This is a genomic window from Citrobacter sp. RHB20-C16 (assembly GCF_013890155.1).
GTDB classification, from domain to species: Bacteria; Pseudomonadota; Gammaproteobacteria; order Enterobacterales; family Enterobacteriaceae; genus Citrobacter_A; species Citrobacter_A amalonaticus.
Genome location: NZ_CP057630.1, coordinates 4,310,950 through 4,326,415, shown reverse-complemented (window position 1 = coordinate 4,326,415; position 15,466 = coordinate 4,310,950). Strand labels below are relative to the sequence as shown.

The window sequence follows — 15,466 nt, the reverse complement described above, 5'->3', positions numbered from 1 at the left end:
ATGGAACCGATTATCGTCTTACGCCAGGTTTGCCGGACATTCCGCGCGGGAAGCGAGACGCTTGCGGTGCTGAGCGACATTTCACTGACCCTCCACAGCGGTGAGATGGTGGCGATTGTGGGCGCTTCGGGTTCGGGGAAGTCCACGCTGATGAACATCATCGGTTGCCTGGACAAACCTTCTTCCGGCGAGGTGTTGATCAACGGAACGCCGGTACATGATGCCGACAGCCTGCACCTGGCCGATCTGCGCAGTCGTTATCTGGGGTTTATATTTCAGCGCTATCACCTGATGCCGTATCTGACGGCGGAAGAGAACATCGCCATTCCCGCGCTGTACACCGCAATGTCAGCGCAAGAGCGCAATGCACGCACCCAGCGTCTTGCACGTCAGCTTGGCCTGGAAAACCGACTCCAGCACCGCCCCGCCCAGCTTTCGGGGGGGCAACAGCAGCGCGTGAGCATCTGCCGGGCGCTGATCAACGGTGCGCATATCATCCTCGCGGATGAGCCCACCGGCGCACTCGATAGCGTCAGCGGCAAGGCGCTAATGGACGTGCTGCATCAGCTGCATGCGGCTGGGCACACGGTCATCATCGTCACCCACGACCGCGACGTTGCCCGGCAGGCGCAGCGAATGATTGAGATCAGCGACGGGCGAATTATTCGCGACGTTCAGCACGCCGCCGTTCGTCGGCCGATTACGCTGCCGGAGCAGGATAACGGACGCGCCTCGCTGGGCCGCCGTCTTCATGAAGCGGTCCGCATGGCCTGGCGTTCGCTGCTCGGACACCGGATGCGCGCGTTTCTCTCCATGTTGGGGATCATCATCGGCATTGCGTCGGTGGTGTCGTCGATGGCGGTAGGCGAAGGCGCACGGCAGGCGATCATGAGCGAGATTGGCAAACTGGGAAGTACCACGCTGGAGATCCATCCCGGCACAGGGTGGGGCAGCAAGCGCCCGGATATGGAGCGCGCATTGTCGATGGACGATGTGCGCAGTTTACAGGCGTTGCCGTGGATCATGGGCGTCTCGCCGGTGGTCAGCAGCACAACGCTCGCGGTTCGCAAAGGGCTCGACTCCTCCATGATGCTCTCCGGCGTGTCACAGGACTTTTTTGCCCTGCAAGGGCTGCGCTTTGTGCAGGGAAATGGCTTTACCGCACGCGACGTCGCGGAAGGCGAACCGGTGTTGATTCTCGATGAGACCGGGCGCGATACGCTGTTCCCCGGTGGCGAAAATCCGCTTGACGAGATAGTCCAGATTGGCGGCGCGCCGTGGCGGGTGATCGGCGTGGCGATACGACCCGGCCCGAAAGTGGTGGGCGGGTTTATGACCGCCTGGGTTCCGCATACGTCATTACAGCAGCGACTCACCGGCGAAAAACCGCTGGAATCGTTGATTCTGCGTTTTCAACCGCGGCTGGAACCGCATGAGGCGGCGCTGCGGGCGGAACGTCATCTGCTGCGGGAACATGGCCGGAAGGACTTTTTTATCCAGACCGACGATCAGCTGGCGAATGCGTTGCAAAAGACCTCTGACTCGATGTCGTTGTTGATTACCGCCATTGCGGCGATCTCCCTGCTGGTGGGCGGCGTCGGAGTGATGAACATCATGCTGGTGTCGGTGACAGAGCGGACGCATGAAATCGGCATCCGCTTGTCGGTGGGGGCGCGTCCCTCGGACATCATGAACCAGTTTCTGATTGAGGCCGTGATGATCTGCGCCCTCGGCGGCCTGTTGGGCGTGTTCGGTTCGTGGGTGGCGGGGCATCTTTTCGCCCTTGCGACCGATGCGTTCTCAATGGTGTTCACTGCGTTTCCAGTGCTGATGGCCTGTGGGTTTTCTGCCCTGATCGGCCTGACGTTTGGCTATTTTCCGGCGCGCAGGGCGGCTCGCCTCAACCCAACCGAGGCGCTGGCCCGCGAATGAAAAGACTGCTTGTGTTGCTCGCACTTTTATTGCTCGCGGGTTGTGGCTCACTGACCCGCAGCGACTACCAGCGTCCGCTGTTGTCTTTGCCCACCCAATGGGGGCCTGCTACCGACACGGTGTCGGAATACGGTTGGCAGCGTTTTGGCGATCCCCGACTGTCGCGGGTGATTGAACAGGTGCTGGAAAGCAATAACGATCTCGCGGCGGCGGCCATCACCGTGCAACAGGCGCGTGTGGCGGCAGGGTTAACTGACACCAATATGACCCCCGATGTGGCGGTCAGCGGTTCTGCCAGTAACAGCAAAAACACACGCCGGGGAACATCCGCGCAGGAAAACTACAGCAGCGGCATCACCATCGGCTGGGAACTGGATCTGTGGGGAAAACTGGCGCGGGCCCGTGAGCAAAGCGAGTGGGAAGCGGTGGCGAGCGAGCAGGATTATCACGCGACGGTACTCACCACGATGGGCACCACCGCCCAGTTGTACTGGCGTATCGCACTGTATAACCAGCAGATTCGCAATCAGCGTGACGGTCTGGCGATTTCGCAACAGACCGTGCAGCAGGTGACGTCATGGTTTAACGCCGGGAAGGTCGGCCAGCTCGATGTGTTGCAGGCGCAGCAGGCCCTGCTGGAACGAGAGAATCAGTGGCGAACGCTGGTTCAGCAACGTCAGAATACGCGCAATGCGCTGGCGCTGTTGCTCAACAGACCGGCAGAACAGCATGCCGATGAATCACCCGCGCTGGATGCAAACCAGCAGGTGCCGATTGCGCAAAAAACACCGCTACGGGTGATTGCGCAGCGGCCGGACATTCAGGCAGCGGAGTCGCGTCTGCGCGCGGCCCTTGCGGGTTACGACGCCTCAAGGCTGCAGTTTTATCCCGCACTTTCGCTTGATGCCTCACTGAATGCCGGCAGTCAGATCTTCAGCCAATGGTTCAGCGATCCGATCCGCACGATTGGCGGCACGCTGGCGTTGCCGTTTATCCAGTGGAACACCCAACAACTCACCGTGAAGCAAGCGGATCTTGCGGTTAAACAGGCGGCAATCGCCTTTCGCTCGACGGCCTACGCCGCGCTCGCCGAAGTGGATGAGGCGATGGAAAACCGCCTGAGTGCTGATGAACAGCGCGCACGACTTCACCAGTCGCTGATCCTCAGTCAGCGGCGTTTAACCCTGACGGAAAGCCGCTATCGCGCGGGCGCCGTGGATTTTCAGACGTTGTTGAACGCGCAGGACGATCTGTTGACGTTAGAGAACGCCCTCGCACAAACCCAATACGACTACCTCTACGCCACGTTGCAGCTCTGGCTGGCGCAAGGGGGTGGCGAAACGCAATACAGGATGATGCAACATGAAGCCGAATAATGAATTTAAGCGGGTCGTCGTTACCGGGTATGGCGCCGTGACCCCACTTGGCGCGACGGCTGATGAGAGCTGGCAGGCGATGATGGATAACCGTCTGGGCTATCGCTACGTCGATAAAACGGCGCAGAATATCAACACCCATTTTCTCGGGCTGGTGGATAACGAGCCGAGCCTGGCAGGTGTTCCTGCAGTGATTCGTCGTCGGCTGCCACGCTTTGCCCGGCTGACCGTTGGCGCGGCACGTCAGGCTATGACGATGGCCTTTGGCGTCAGGCCGCCGCAGGAATACTACTGCACGCTCGACTGCGGCGTGATCATGGGAACCGGCTGGGGAGGACTGGACGAAAGCTACGACGCACAAAGTGAGTTTGCGGCCGCGGGCGTCGCTTCACCGTTTAACTGTTTTTACTCGATGCCCAGCGTCACCACCGCAGCATGCAGCCAGTTCTGGGGACTCAATGGTTACCAGAATACGGTGGTTGCCGCCTGCGCGACGGGGACGATCGCTATTGGCGACGCTTACGAGGTGATCCGCAGCGGCAGGGCAAAGATGATGCTGGCCGGCGCCGGAGAATCTCTCACCAGCCACTGCGCGGTGTGGAACATTGACGTGCTGGGCGCACTGAGTAAGGAGGCGTCGGATCCGCAGCGCGCCAGCTGTCCGTTCAGCGCCCATCGTAGCGGTTTTGTGTTATCGGAAGGGGCGGCGGTGCTGTGTCTGGAAGAGCGCGAAGGGGCACTGGCACGCGGCGCGACGATCCTCGGCGAGATTACCGGCTACGCCAACTTCTCCGACGCCTGGGATTTCACCTCGCCGGCGGAAGACTGTCTTGCCCGCGTGCAAACCATCACCCATGCGCTGCAACAGGCGGAGCTGGAACCGGAGCAACTCGACTACATCAACGCGCACGGTACCTCGACGCCGCTGAACGATATCAATGAAACGCAGTCGCTAAAAATGGCGCTGGGGGACGCGGTGTGGTCCATTCCGGTTTCCAGTACGAAATCGTACTCCGGGCACTTAATTTCCGCGGCGGGCACCTTCGAGAGCATTGTCTGTCTGCAAGCTATCGCCAACGGCATCATTCCCGCGACGGCCAATTTCCAGCAAGCGGATGAATGCTGCGATCTGGATTATGTGGTTGAGGGCCATCGTGCGGGCAATGTCCGTCGCACGCTAAACCTGAGCTTCGGCTTTGGTGGCGCGAATGCGGCGTTGATTCTGGAGAAGCACGTATGATGCCGCTTCATTATGGTCAACAGGATGCCCGGCGCTGGGCCGCGTTTTCGGGCGATTACAACCCGGTACACTTTGACGAGGCGTGGGTGAAAGCGCGGGGCGGAAGCGGACTCAGCGTACATGGCATGCGCGCCTTGCTGGACGTAAAGCGGTTTATCAGTCCGCCGGTCGATGACGCCCCGTTTCTGAAATGTACCGTGCGTCTGCGTCGGCCGCTGTGGCGGGATACCGCCTATCGACTGACGCGCGATGCGACTAAGCGGGTTGCGGCGTCGGTGCGGGAGTTTTCTGCCGAAGAGACCTGCCTTTCTTGCCAGATCACGCCGGAGAACCACCTGCCACTCGTCGATGGCGAAAGCCAATGGGTTCTGGATTCGTCGGCGCTGGCCGCGCTGCACCGGACGTTTCTGCCGCTGTTGCCCGACGCTCAGCAATGGCATTTTCTCGACGCCCTGTTGTTTCGTCATCTTCTCCTGGATACCGCGCTGTTATGCCAGCAGGCGATTGCCGACATACTGCCGACGTGTCGGACGCTGGATGCGCTGTTTTCTCACTTTCCTGTTGTACAGACCCATCAGGAAGTCATTTTCGACAGTCATCTGCTGGCCCCCTGGCGAGCAGAGTCGCTACCGGAACATCTAGAGATCGACACCTTGCCGGCCCTGGTGGTTGGCGACCTTGCGAATGGCGCGGTGGTGGTGCGAATCGCCGCGCGAACCTGTTATCAACATCACTACATTAGCAATGCCGTAACGCTTAAAGTCGGCGCGCTGACAAAAGGAAAATCAAATGAGCCAGCATGAAATGATCTACGACAAAATCAGTGAAATGATCTGTGACGCCAAAGACCTGGCGCCGGAGGCGCTGACACCAGAGACGACGCTGCCTGAGCTGGAGCTGGACAGTCTCGACTACGTTGAACTGATGGTACTGGCGAAGCGTGAATTTAACGTCACGCTCAACCCTGAAATGTTTATGAAAAATCCAACCATGACGCTTCGCGAACTCAGCCAGCGTATTGCGCAGGAAATGGCAGATTGATATGGCAAAGAAATGGATGCTCATCACCGGCGGTAGCCGGGGAATCGGCCAGGCGCTGGTGAGTCACCTGTTGCCTGAATGGAACATTGTCTTTACCGGTCGCAATGAGGCCGGGATCGCCCGCACGCTGGACATCGCGCAAAGCCAGAGTACGTCGACCTGGGTGAAGGGCATTCGCTGCGACGGCAGCGATGAAGCCTGCGTCGAGCAGTTAGCCATGTCTCTGCTCGAGGCGCATGGCGCGCCTGCCGCTATCATCCATAACGCCGGTATGACCAATGACGCGCTGCACATCCACCAGAACGCGCGAGACTGGCAGGAGGTGCTGGGAAACAATCTGGTCGCGGTGGTGAACTGGAATCGCATCCTGCTGCCCGCCATGATGACCCAGGGCAGTGGCTCGATTGTGTTTATGTCATCCGTGACGGCCATAAAAGGCAACAGCGGGCAGACGGCCTATGCCGCCAGCAAGGCGGCGATGATTGGCCTGACGCATTCGCTGGCGCGAGAAGTGGGGCGTTTTGGCATTCGGGTGAATTGTCTGGCTCCGGGGTTGATTGAAGGTGAGATGGTTCAGGCTATTCCGGAAGCCCGATTGAAAACCATGCGGCAGAATATTCCTCTGCGTCGCCTCGGACGCACGCAGGACGTCGCCCGCGCGGTTGCGTTTCTGACCGGGGAAGGGAGTAGCTATCTTACCGGTCAGACGCTGGTGCTGGACGGTGGTTTGTCCGCCTGATAAGCAAGAACCGCGAGAATAGCATCTCGCGGTTCAGGTCAGGCCTAGCTGGTTAATTCTCTGGACCAGGGCGCGTCGCTCTTTGACCGACTCCTGAAAAATTTGCAGTAAAACCTCGCTATTTTGCCGCACAATGTCCGCCAGTTCAGGGGCGATTTCTGCAGTTTCCCCGACGCGTACTTTAAATTCCGATGACAGCGTGACGCCCTGCAGCAACGACGCCAGCCAGATGCTGGCCTTCAGAATCCTCACTTCAAGAGGATGGGTGGCTTGTGCAACCCCTGTCTTTTGAATTTGACACCAGCGGGCAATATCCCGAATGGCTTCAATTGGATAGAGTTCACCCCAGATAGCATTATCTTCCCCGGTATGTGCCGGAGCGGCGCACAGCGCCAGAGACGTCAGATTATGCAACAAGCCACCTATTTCGATTTTCAGGCACTGGACCGGGGGGATTCCCATTTCTCGAGCCAGGTAACCGGAGATACGGCCGACAACCAGGGAGTGCTGGACGCCGTTCTGGCTGAACCCATCAATAATAAACGCCAGCATGTTGGCGATATCGCGAAAGTTATGCAAAGAGATGGAGTCGTTATGGATGCGGGGGATGTCCTGGATATAATCGTCGAACTCTGTGGATTTAATTTTTAACCAGAAGTGTTCGCAATTTGCTACTTTTCTGAAAGCATTGATAAATTCGGGGTTATATAAAATATGTTCGCCGCCAACAATGATATTAATAATTTCCTCTTTTGCCGATAATATATCGCTAGCACGGTAAAGGGCGATTAAAACATCCAGACGATCCGCCAGATAAACGACATGGCTCTCTCTGGGCACTTTTTCACCGTTAACGTAGTCGCCTTTTCCATTGTCCCAGTGGGTGTGGTGATAGCGAACAATCGAACTTAACGGATTCAGTAAAGGAACGCTCGCCAGTAATTCAGCACCAACGGCCGCATGGTTATTGAGTTCATTATCGTAATAGCTGAGGGGTTGAAGGCGCGATTCCTCGTTCAGCCCTCCAATATCATGAAGCAGGGCCGCCAGCAGCGTTTTCCTGCACTGTGCAGGTGTGAACCGCGATTCCCTGGCCAGGTGCCAGGCGATGAATGCCGTTCTGACATGATGCAGGTTAAGCCTGGGGTTAATCATGTCTATTATTTTTGAGATGCAAGCCAGTGATTCTATTAATTTTATATTCATATAATGAGACATTTAACTTTCGCTGTGCTTCGTTAAAGAAAACCACGCTAATTAATCTCGTTTGCAACCATATTGCGGGAATACGTGGTTACCAAATAGTATGACATTATTATTGACTTTTTTTAGGAAAATTATTTTGTCGTCAGGACCTTTGCCAAACAACAAACTATTAGCAATCTCATCATCAACATTATCAGTATTATCATGTATGGTTTTGACACTCATTATCTTATACAGATGCGCATTGGCATTGTATGTTTCATATTTCATTTTGAGCGTGCGCGAGATTAAATACTTTTTTTCATTATGTGTGAGCAGCCCGTCAATATTGATAAGAAGTTGATCATCCGTCATGTGGACAAAAATTAGCCCTTCGGCGCGAATGTTGTCGCTGTTGATACTCTGGATAACAGAAAACTGTGACTCGCATGAGAAAACCGGGGGCCGGGTAAAACAGTAAACCGCGCCGATCAATAACAGGCCGACACCGATCAAAAGAAAAATGGCTTGTTTAGGCATTATTTTTTTCTCTGTAATAAAAACTCATGCAGCTGTCTTTATCACATTTAATGAGTAACAATTGCACAATATCACCCAGGTCTCCTTGTACCTGTTGCTTGTAAACGTACAACTCCTTTTGCTCTGAGCAATCGAATGGTTGTGGGACAAAATCAAAGCTCTTTGTCACCTCTCGTAATGAGAGTGAGGAGGGCATAAAAATGACGCACTGACCCTCAACCAGTTTTTGTATATCGGTGTCGGCTCTGAATGAACCTGGATTTATTATGAGCAGAAGGAAGGCAATTGCCAGAGCGATAATGCGGGTAAAGCGCTTAAGACAGCGTTTCTGTGGTTCAACTGGCGGAGCCTCCGGCTCCTTTTCTTCAAGGAATGGCGTGCGATACTCACGATCGTTATTGATAATGGCATCTTCCGCTATTTTGAAACCAATACGAGGAACCGTGACAATGATTTCTTTTGCGATACCCAGATCGCTCAGGTTTCTGCGCAATGTGGAGATATATTGATTTAGATTACTATTTGACGCTCTGGCGCCATATTTATCAAAAACCGTCTGAAAGATTTCATTTCTCGAAAGGATATCGCCTTGATGATTGAGCAATTCAGCCAACAAGCGTGTAGAGGTTTGGGATAATTCAACGCAATCCCCAGTCAACAGGTTAACGAGAGACGCATCCTCTGTGTCAAAAGTGATAAATCCCTCAATGTCGAACCTCATGTTCATCTCCACCCTAGACCCTGCTTTCCTCTAACATACAGTCATCTCTCAATAAAACGACATGAATATTAGATAAAAATCCTGTATTTGCGTTCATTTCAAGCTAATGTTGCTGGTTGAATCAGGTGGACGCATACTGCTAACACCTTCAAAATCCAGGAGTCTGCAATGAAACTCTCGCTGCGTTCATATAACCCGGGTACAGCACATCCAGGCTACAACGTACCTCATGACAATCTGCAGATGTTAGCGGCGGAAATGGGAATAAGTGACCTGCCGATGATCAGGGGGCCGGAACAATTTTTTATTCTCAATCTATTAAAAGATCACAGTACTCAGGGCCTGTCGACCAGAGAACTTGCCGATCTGTGTGGCATTTCAATTTATAAAGTCAGACACTTACTTCTTCCGCTGGAGAAATATGGCCAGGTTATAAGAAATAAAATGCAAAAGCACCATCAGTGGTTTTTGTCAAAGGACTCTACAGATATTGATTGGCATTCTAACAAGGGGTATTTTCATTTGCAACAATGAGTGAAAAGTCAATTAGATAGTCCTGATAATATGAAAAATACTGGGTATTATCTCGCGAACCATTAGGAAAAATCCCAATAAAATATTAATGTTCGCATGCTGTCACTATTGCCTTTTGTCCATTTTGTTTATACTTGTGCAGAGTGGACGCTTGATCCGTATTTACCAGTAAGTACAAGCGTAGCACTAAGCACTTTTTAAGCCGCATTACATTTTTGAATGGTTTGCTTATCAGTTGCCCTTGAAATCTGGTTTCAATGGGCAACTATTTCTCGTTAATGATCTTTATATCCTGCCAGAGATTATTGCATCTGACTCTACTGGTATCCGGCCTTTGTCCTGATGAGTTTGTACACACTAGCGATCATGGTTAGCATGTTTTTTCACGAGGAACCGCGCATACCGTTGTAGATATATTCTCTTTTGTCTTTTTTGTTCTGGCCTGAAATAAAACGGAAGGTGACAATCACCTCTGTATTAACCATGAGATTGGTTGCTTAGGTGAGATCGTTCGGTGGCTGGCACGAAATTAAACGGTATCATCGCATCTCTATCTTAATGAGATCAGCGTTACGCGTGCTTAATACTTTATGCCCATCGCTACAGAGGAGGACAACACCCTGTCGGGCGCGGACGGTCTGTCGGGGATACACGAAATCCTTAATCTGCGCATTAAAACTCGCTGAGCAGGTGTGCGGCAAAAAACAGACTGATTTTATCCCGGAAGCAATCCGCACTGCTGTCGGAGAAGCGCTGATCGAGAAGCGTATCATTACGGCTGATCCGCAGACCGATCAGGCATTTCGCACTCGCCTGGATCAGGCACCTGATTCGCCTCACGTCGGTAATATTTGTACTCCGTTCTGCTGCGGTGTGGATTTTATAGATAACCGGTTGAAATTGCTGTGAATGAAAAAATCAGGTTACCGGTGTCTCCCGTACTTTGATTTGTTGCGTCGGCGATTCGAAGGTAATGGTTTACCACTCGCTGGCCTCAAGCGTGGTGATGACGAACATCCATCTGGCCGCTTTCGCCGTAATGCGATCGATACGATCCCTGTTGTGGTATTGGCAAGGGTTAGGGAAGATCAATCTCTGCGTTCTCTGGGAATCGGGTCAACGTTGGTGGGTAATGCCGGACTGTAGGTGATTCATGTAGAAGAAACTATAAGGATCTGCGGGATACAAGTTTATGACGTATACTGGGAGAGTCCATTACACCCCATTGAAGTTATGACCCAGAAATTCAGTGAAAAGTTTATCGTTTTTCATAAGTGCGACATCGTGCGCAGTGCGTTTATTAGAAGGTTTATTTGTAATGGTCAGATATTTGAATAGGTTATCGAAATAGTCATTGCACATGAGCATCCCGTTTAATACGAAAAATATCTAGAATTTCTTCGGTAGAGAGTTAACTTCGAGTAACACTCCCTTTATTATTTTTATATATCCACCGGCTTTCAACTGCTTGAGGATATACATTACTCGACTGCGAGACAGCCCAGTGCGGTCGATAATAAATGTCGACGTTACAATTCCAACCCGCTGTTCTAACGTGTACTTGATTAATTCCTGTAGTTGTTTGCTGATGAGTTCATAAGCATCTTTTCCTAGTATGGATTTGTCCCTATAAGAGTAATAGCCAATACGTCTTGAAAGCAGTTCAGCAACAGACTCCCACAAATTAAGCTCACTAATTAGTGCTCGAACTTTGTCATTAGGCAGCACATAGGCTACTGTTTTCCCACTCCCTTTAATAACGATATCAATGGGGTTAAACATCAGAGCAAAACCAAACATGAAAGGGGCATTTATCACTCCGACAACAATGTTATCTCCTTTTCGAAACACATTGATGGTTCCTTCGGTGACGTAATAGATATTCTTATCATTCGTTGCATCAACAACAAACTGTGCCCGATTATACAACCGCTTTTCACCATGACGTATCATTAACTCAAAAAGTGGGTTTGAATGCTTATCATTAGCGGGCGAAGTATTCATGTTTACTCCAGTCAAAAACATAGCGTCATAAACATGGTTCCCATGTTTTCATATCGAGTTTAGTGTAATAAAAAAAAAGATTCCATAGTCATTGTTTAGTTGATATGACAGGAGGCGTTCGGGTTTGCATATCTTACTCAGGGATATAAAATGGTAAACTCAACGACCGCCGACAGAGTGCCTGATGTGAGCGTCCCGTCTAAAGGTACAATCTTTGCTTTCATCGGAAACGATGCTCTGCCTGTTTCGGGATCAACGACCTGGCTTAAAACACGCCCGTTACTGATCAAAGTATCATCAGTTTTGCTTCTTATTTCTACCGCAACATTTGCAGCTGTCCCTTTGTTTTATATGTATTGGTTATTCGTACCTGCGGCTTCGCCAGCGAATTGTAGGGAAACACTCGGCATCCCTACATTACAATTCAGATCGATACTAAATTCCTGTGCAGGTGTTGAGTTTACCTGCTTCGCATCGACTTCGCTAAAGTCAACATAGATATCTTTATCACCAATAACAGTGCAGCCGTTCTGATATAACCTGACATGAAAATTAAGGTTGAATGAGCCTACTGCATATACGTATGCAGAACACAGCAGCAGCAAAGCAACCAAATATTTATAAATAAACATATAGCTCCCGCTAGTTATAAAAAACTGATACCGTCACCGTTGGACTATATTCCCCTGGCGTAAGTACACTGCCATCAAAATAAAGCTCTACTGAAAAGGGTAACGTAACACTGAGCACATTAGTCAGATTTGCAAAGTCAACCAATTGAAACATATCAGAGAAATTGATATAACCGTTGCGAGTTTTATCTAAAATTTTCAGATACATCCCATTAAATCTCACTTTGTCACCATCAGTTTCCGCAGTGGTGGTATAAAGGGCCGTCAGATTGAATGGGTCGTTACAACTACGCGAAACGGTGATTGAAAAATCTTTTTTATCTTTAAATTGATCCGGCGAGGTCGTATCGGGCAAAAGGATATTACCGAAATCGATAATTGTTGGCGTGACATTTATATTTGCACTGCAGCCTATAAAGCGAATTTTTCTCAATCCTGTGATTTGAAAACGATAGTTACCACTGACGTTCAAACCACCGACGCCATCAAGCTGAAAAACATTGAATGTGTCACTCCCTTGATAGGTTCCTGAAGCAGATCCCTTTTTCCTGACCTTGACATAATAATCGATTGTATAAAAGCTACTGTGGTTGGCTTTACATTCAGATGTCGTGCCACCGCCCGGGCAGCTAACCGTCCAGCCCGGTATATGCCACTTGCTTCCCTGGCTTATATCGTCAAAATCCTGGCCATTAACCACGACCCCCAGCTGTATACCTGCGCCGACAGTCGATTTTAGTGGGTTAGTATATAAATAAACGTCTTCATCGTGATCGCCGTTATCTGACCAGCATTGAATTTGTAAATGAAAGAGTGGTGAACGCCATGCCATACTACCATCAGGGTCAGTTTTAGGTATTGCCACAGACCCTACCGCCTTGCTTGCAGTCTGGCTTTGTGATGCCGCATCCACACATTTTATGGCCAAAGCCTCTCTGGACATTATCAACAATAAGAACGAGAAAACGATAAGTAGTAGTCGATAATATTTTAAGTTATTCATGTAGTTATTACTCACACGTTGCAGTTATCTTGTACATATTTCCGGCGGAAGGTTGACCGACCAGATTGTAATGAGACTTGCAGTTATTTTTTGCATCATTGCCCCATCTCACTAACAAACTTCCTTTTTCGCTTTTCAAACCACTGATATAAACCTGCCCAAGATCCCCAACAATAAAACTCTGTTCATCGGAATTATCGCTCCCGACTAAATTTACCATTGCGCCAAATGGCACATACCCTGAGCTATTTTTCAAAGTTACTAATGCCTTATAGCCATAATGAGAATTAAACCTGGCTTTGACAACAGCACCTTTGGTTGGCGTGACGGTAACACCATTATCTTCAACTTCAACATTATCCGAGAAAGTGCCTGGATCGAGAGAAATATCATTTTTACGATATGGACTAAGGCTATTCATTACCGCATAACCAAACCGATCAATTCCAGAACCGGCCTGATTATAAATACCAGCACCCTTAGCTCCTTTCGCTTCAACAATAGCAATAGTTTCACCCAGCGGTTGAGATAAAGTCACACCGCCACTGTGGATTACCACACCACCCGATATACCGTAATTTATTTGCTGTGAGTCCGGGCTATAGTTATAACCCAGATTTGTTTCCGCCAACGCGCCTCTGTAATCGGCCATGAAGCTTCCAGAATAACTTTCCCGGTCTTTTGTTTGTTGTATATTCCAGGTAAGGTTTTTTCTTCCAATGCAGAACCGCTAAGACCTATAGTCTGTGTTGCGCCGCCATGCTCGCTGTTATTTAAGTTATAACTTGCCCATGTATCAGGCAAAAATCTTGACAACGGGATATTAACATTGAGCATCAATGAGTTTTCGTTATACGTCGTTCCGTCGCCGTTATTGGCTGTAGTATTTTTGTTTAAGCTATAGACTATAGAATAAGTAACGCCTGAGAATGAATTATTATAACTGAATGAATATGATTTAAGTTTTTCATCATTATTCCAGTATTTTTCTTGTACCGCGTTGCCTGTTATACTGCCAAGATTCTCTCCCAAGGATTGTGTTAAGCTGATTTCAGCTCGGTCACGGCGGCGATTCGGCATTGCATCTTCATTGCCATATGACTCAAGCACTTCTTGCAAATTATAAAAACCTTCCGTCGAGTAGCGGTAACCGGCAATGGCAAAGTTGGTGCCTGTATCGACAAAATCCTTACTGTAACGCACACGGAATGACCGTCCGGATTCACTACGTGAGTCATTTAGTTCTGATTTTGCAGCAATAACATCTACTGAAATAGCACCAATGATTCCTAAATTACGCCCAAGGCCGATTGCAAGAGAATTATAATATTTCGCATTCTGCACACCACCGTATATAGTTATTCCCCACGGCAAACCATAAATTGCAGTCCCTTGCACGAACGGTGTTTTTTCTACATCAGAATTAGATGGACGGTATTGTCCAGCGGTAACACTGTATTTCAAGCTTTTTTCACGTTGCAACAGGGGCAAAGATGCATAAGGAACAACAAATTCCTGTGTGCTCCCGTCCTGCTCTTTCACTGTCACAGTCAGATCGCCCCCCTGTCCTGTCGGATAGAGATCGTTAATTTCAAATGATCCCGCAGGAACATAACTTTGATAAATAATGTATCCATTTTGCTTGATCATAACCTGAGCATTACTTTTCGCGATGCCGCGCACAACGGGGGCATATCCACGCAAGGAATCAGGTTTCATATCTTCATCTGTTGCCAATTGCGTCCCGCGAAATGCGACACTATCAAATATATCGGATGGGGTGTTGCTATCGCCCATAGTCAATTGGCTACTAAGAAACTTTATATCACGCTGAACATAGGTATAAACACTATCAACCTGAGTCCCATTGACATCATCATGATTTATAGAACTGTAATTTCTGAAACGCCATGGGCCGATATTTATTCCAGGTAGAATGCGTGCATACTGACTGTTCGTTGTGCCACCGGCATCATTTTTCGTCTCATCGCCAGAAATACTGTAATTCAATAAAAAGGCAGGAATACCTTCATCCCATAATGAGGGGTCTACAAATCCGCGCACTTTTTGAGACAATGCAGCCTGAGGAATACTCAACTGTAATTCCTGGCTTGATAAATCATAGTTAGCTGAAGCTTGAGATATGACCTTAAAATTTACACAACCATCAGTTTCTTTTAGTTCTGGAAAATTTGCGACAAGGACACCTAAATTTTTTAGAAAGTCCATGCTCAGGCAAGGCGTTAGTTCCCCATCTTCGCCATTGGAAAAATTAATATCTTTTGAGGCAAAGAAATCATTATTCAAAATGATATCAACGCGATACTTCCCTGCGCGTTGCATTCCATTTTCAAATGATGACAAATCAACCCCTTTGATCTCTGGTCTATTATTTTCTAATAGCGCAGAATTAAAGTGGTCGCGAGGCAAAACATTAAATGGATAACCTAATGATACTAAGGCAACCAACAATGCCAACCTCTTCATTCGAGGGCTAGATCCTTGCAAGCAGTTCATTA

15 protein-coding genes are annotated in these 15,466 nt (G+C 49.7%); 7 read left to right on the top strand and 8 right to left on the bottom strand.

The window, feature by feature from the left end; genetic code table 11:
* From HVX64_RS20740 to HVX64_RS20715, 6 genes are read left to right on the top strand one after another with little or no spacing between them, the layout of a single operon-like run.
* Nucleotides 1-1,932, top strand: coding sequence for a MacB family efflux pump subunit (locus tag HVX64_RS20740; protein ID WP_044257285.1), 1,932 nt, complete (start codon nt 1-3; stop codon nt 1,930-1,932).
* Entirely contained in the window at nt 1,929-3,308 is a 1,380-nt protein-coding gene (locus HVX64_RS20735) for a TolC family protein (RefSeq protein ID WP_044257283.1), read from the top strand. The genes HVX64_RS20740 and HVX64_RS20735 overlap by 4 nt, the downstream gene beginning before the upstream one ends.
* A complete protein-coding gene (locus tag HVX64_RS20730) occupies nt 3,295-4,548 on the top strand; it encodes a beta-ketoacyl-[acyl-carrier-protein] synthase family protein (RefSeq protein WP_044257281.1) in 1,254 nt (417 codons plus the stop codon). Before HVX64_RS20735 ends, HVX64_RS20730 begins: the two co-directional genes overlap by 14 nt.
* Nucleotides 4,545-5,351, top strand: a complete 807-nt coding sequence (locus tag HVX64_RS20725; protein ID WP_044257279.1) for a MaoC/PaaZ C-terminal domain-containing protein — start codon at nt 4,545-4,547, stop codon at nt 5,349-5,351. Before HVX64_RS20730 ends, HVX64_RS20725 begins: the two co-directional genes overlap by 4 nt.
* Entirely contained in the window at nt 5,338-5,589 is a 252-nt protein-coding gene (locus HVX64_RS20720; RefSeq protein WP_044257277.1) for an acyl carrier protein, read from the top strand. The genes HVX64_RS20725 and HVX64_RS20720 overlap by 14 nt, the downstream gene beginning before the upstream one ends.
* A gap of 1 nt (nt 5,590) precedes the next feature.
* Nucleotides 5,591-6,328, top strand: coding sequence for an SDR family oxidoreductase (locus tag HVX64_RS20715; RefSeq protein WP_044257274.1), 738 nt, complete (start codon nt 5,591-5,593; stop codon nt 6,326-6,328).
* Nucleotides 6,329-6,361: 33 nt separating this feature from the next.
* Here the strand turns inward: HVX64_RS20715 and HVX64_RS20710 are convergent, their stop codons facing one another.
* The 3 genes from HVX64_RS20710 to HVX64_RS20700 are packed head-to-tail and all read right to left on the bottom strand — an operon-like array spanning nt 6,362 to nt 8,774.
* Nucleotides 6,362-7,546 (bottom strand): HD domain-containing protein, encoded by a 1,185-nt coding sequence (locus tag HVX64_RS20710; RefSeq protein ID WP_229745345.1) that lies wholly within the window; start codon nt 7,544-7,546, stop codon nt 6,362-6,364.
* 39 nt (nt 7,547-7,585) lie between these two features.
* Complete coding sequence (locus HVX64_RS20705) at nt 7,586-8,053, bottom strand: FidL-like protein (RefSeq protein WP_044257272.1); 468 nt, start codon at nt 8,051-8,053, stop codon at nt 7,586-7,588.
* Nucleotides 8,046-8,774 carry a winged helix-turn-helix domain-containing protein gene (locus HVX64_RS20700; protein ID WP_044257270.1) on the bottom strand — a complete coding sequence of 243 codons (729 nt, stop codon included), beginning with the start codon at nt 8,772-8,774 and terminating at the stop codon, nt 8,046-8,048. Before HVX64_RS20700 ends, HVX64_RS20705 begins: the two co-directional genes overlap by 8 nt.
* 168 nt (nt 8,775-8,942) lie before the next feature.
* On the opposite strand from HVX64_RS20700, the gene HVX64_RS20695 reads away from it, so the two are divergent.
* Nucleotides 8,943-9,308 carry a FaeA/PapI family transcriptional regulator gene (locus HVX64_RS20695; RefSeq protein ID WP_044257268.1) on the top strand — a complete coding sequence of 122 codons (366 nt, stop codon included), beginning with the start codon at nt 8,943-8,945 and terminating at the stop codon, nt 9,306-9,308.
* Nucleotides 9,309-10,697: 1,389 nt separating this feature from the next.
* Here the strand turns inward: HVX64_RS20695 and HVX64_RS20690 are convergent.
* The 5 genes from HVX64_RS20690 to HVX64_RS20675 form a co-directional block, all read right to left on the bottom strand.
* Nucleotides 10,698-11,312: a helix-turn-helix domain-containing protein gene (locus tag HVX64_RS20690; protein ID WP_044257266.1), complete on the bottom strand. Its 615-nt coding sequence runs from the start codon at nt 11,310-11,312 to the stop codon at nt 10,698-10,700.
* A gap of 347 nt (nt 11,313-11,659) precedes the next feature.
* Entirely contained in the window at nt 11,660-11,944 is a 285-nt protein-coding gene (locus HVX64_RS20685; protein ID WP_181825155.1) for a type 1 fimbrial protein, read from the bottom strand.
* 10 nt (nt 11,945-11,954) lie between these two features.
* Nucleotides 11,955-12,947, bottom strand: coding sequence for a hypothetical protein (locus HVX64_RS20680; RefSeq protein ID WP_156595829.1), 993 nt, complete (start codon nt 12,945-12,947; stop codon nt 11,955-11,957).
* 7 nt (nt 12,948-12,954) lie between these two features.
* Nucleotides 12,955-13,641, bottom strand: a complete 687-nt coding sequence (locus tag HVX64_RS24245; RefSeq protein ID WP_256434247.1) for a fimbria/pilus outer membrane usher protein — start codon at nt 13,639-13,641, stop codon at nt 12,955-12,957.
* Entirely contained in the window at nt 13,527-15,434 is a 1,908-nt protein-coding gene (locus HVX64_RS20675) for a fimbria/pilus outer membrane usher protein (protein ID WP_256434242.1), read from the bottom strand. The genes HVX64_RS24245 and HVX64_RS20675 overlap by 115 nt, the downstream gene beginning before the upstream one ends.
* Nucleotides 15,435-15,466: the final 32 nt, after the last annotated feature.

What these genes read in the sequence shown, in the direction of transcription:
- HVX64_RS20740 (WP_044257285.1), top strand. Translation starts at nt 1, where the DNA reads ATGGAACCGATTATCGTCTTACGCCAGGTTTGCCGGACATTCCGCGCG.
- HVX64_RS20735 (WP_044257283.1), top strand. Translation starts at nt 1,929, where the DNA reads ATGAAAAGACTGCTTGTGTTGCTCGCACTTTTATTGCTCGCGGGTTGT.
- HVX64_RS20730 (WP_044257281.1), top strand. Translation starts at nt 3,295, where the DNA reads ATGAAGCCGAATAATGAATTTAAGCGGGTCGTCGTTACCGGGTATGGC.
- HVX64_RS20725 (WP_044257279.1), top strand. Translation starts at nt 4,545, where the DNA reads ATGATGCCGCTTCATTATGGTCAACAGGATGCCCGGCGCTGGGCCGCG.
- HVX64_RS20720 (WP_044257277.1), top strand. Translation starts at nt 5,338, where the DNA reads ATGAGCCAGCATGAAATGATCTACGACAAAATCAGTGAAATGATCTGT.
- HVX64_RS20715 (WP_044257274.1), top strand. Translation starts at nt 5,591, where the DNA reads ATGGCAAAGAAATGGATGCTCATCACCGGCGGTAGCCGGGGAATCGGC.
- HVX64_RS20710 (WP_229745345.1), bottom strand. Translation starts at nt 7,546, where the DNA reads ATGTCTCATTATATGAATATAAAATTAATAGAATCACTGGCTTGCATC.
- HVX64_RS20705 (WP_044257272.1), bottom strand. Translation starts at nt 8,053, where the DNA reads ATGCCTAAACAAGCCATTTTTCTTTTGATCGGTGTCGGCCTGTTATTG.
- HVX64_RS20700 (WP_044257270.1), bottom strand. Translation starts at nt 8,774, where the DNA reads ATGAGGTTCGACATTGAGGGATTTATCACTTTTGACACAGAGGATGCG.
- HVX64_RS20695 (WP_044257268.1), top strand. Translation starts at nt 8,943, where the DNA reads ATGAAACTCTCGCTGCGTTCATATAACCCGGGTACAGCACATCCAGGC.
- HVX64_RS20690 (WP_044257266.1), bottom strand. Translation starts at nt 11,312, where the DNA reads ATGAATACTTCGCCCGCTAATGATAAGCATTCAAACCCACTTTTTGAG.
- HVX64_RS20685 (WP_181825155.1), bottom strand. Translation starts at nt 11,944, where the DNA reads ATGTTTATTTATAAATATTTGGTTGCTTTGCTGCTGCTGTGTTCTGCA.
- HVX64_RS20680 (WP_156595829.1), bottom strand. Translation starts at nt 12,947, where the DNA reads ATGAATAACTTAAAATATTATCGACTACTACTTATCGTTTTCTCGTTC.
- HVX64_RS20675 (WP_256434242.1), bottom strand. Translation starts at nt 15,434, where the DNA reads ATGAAGAGGTTGGCATTGTTGGTTGCCTTAGTATCATTAGGTTATCCA.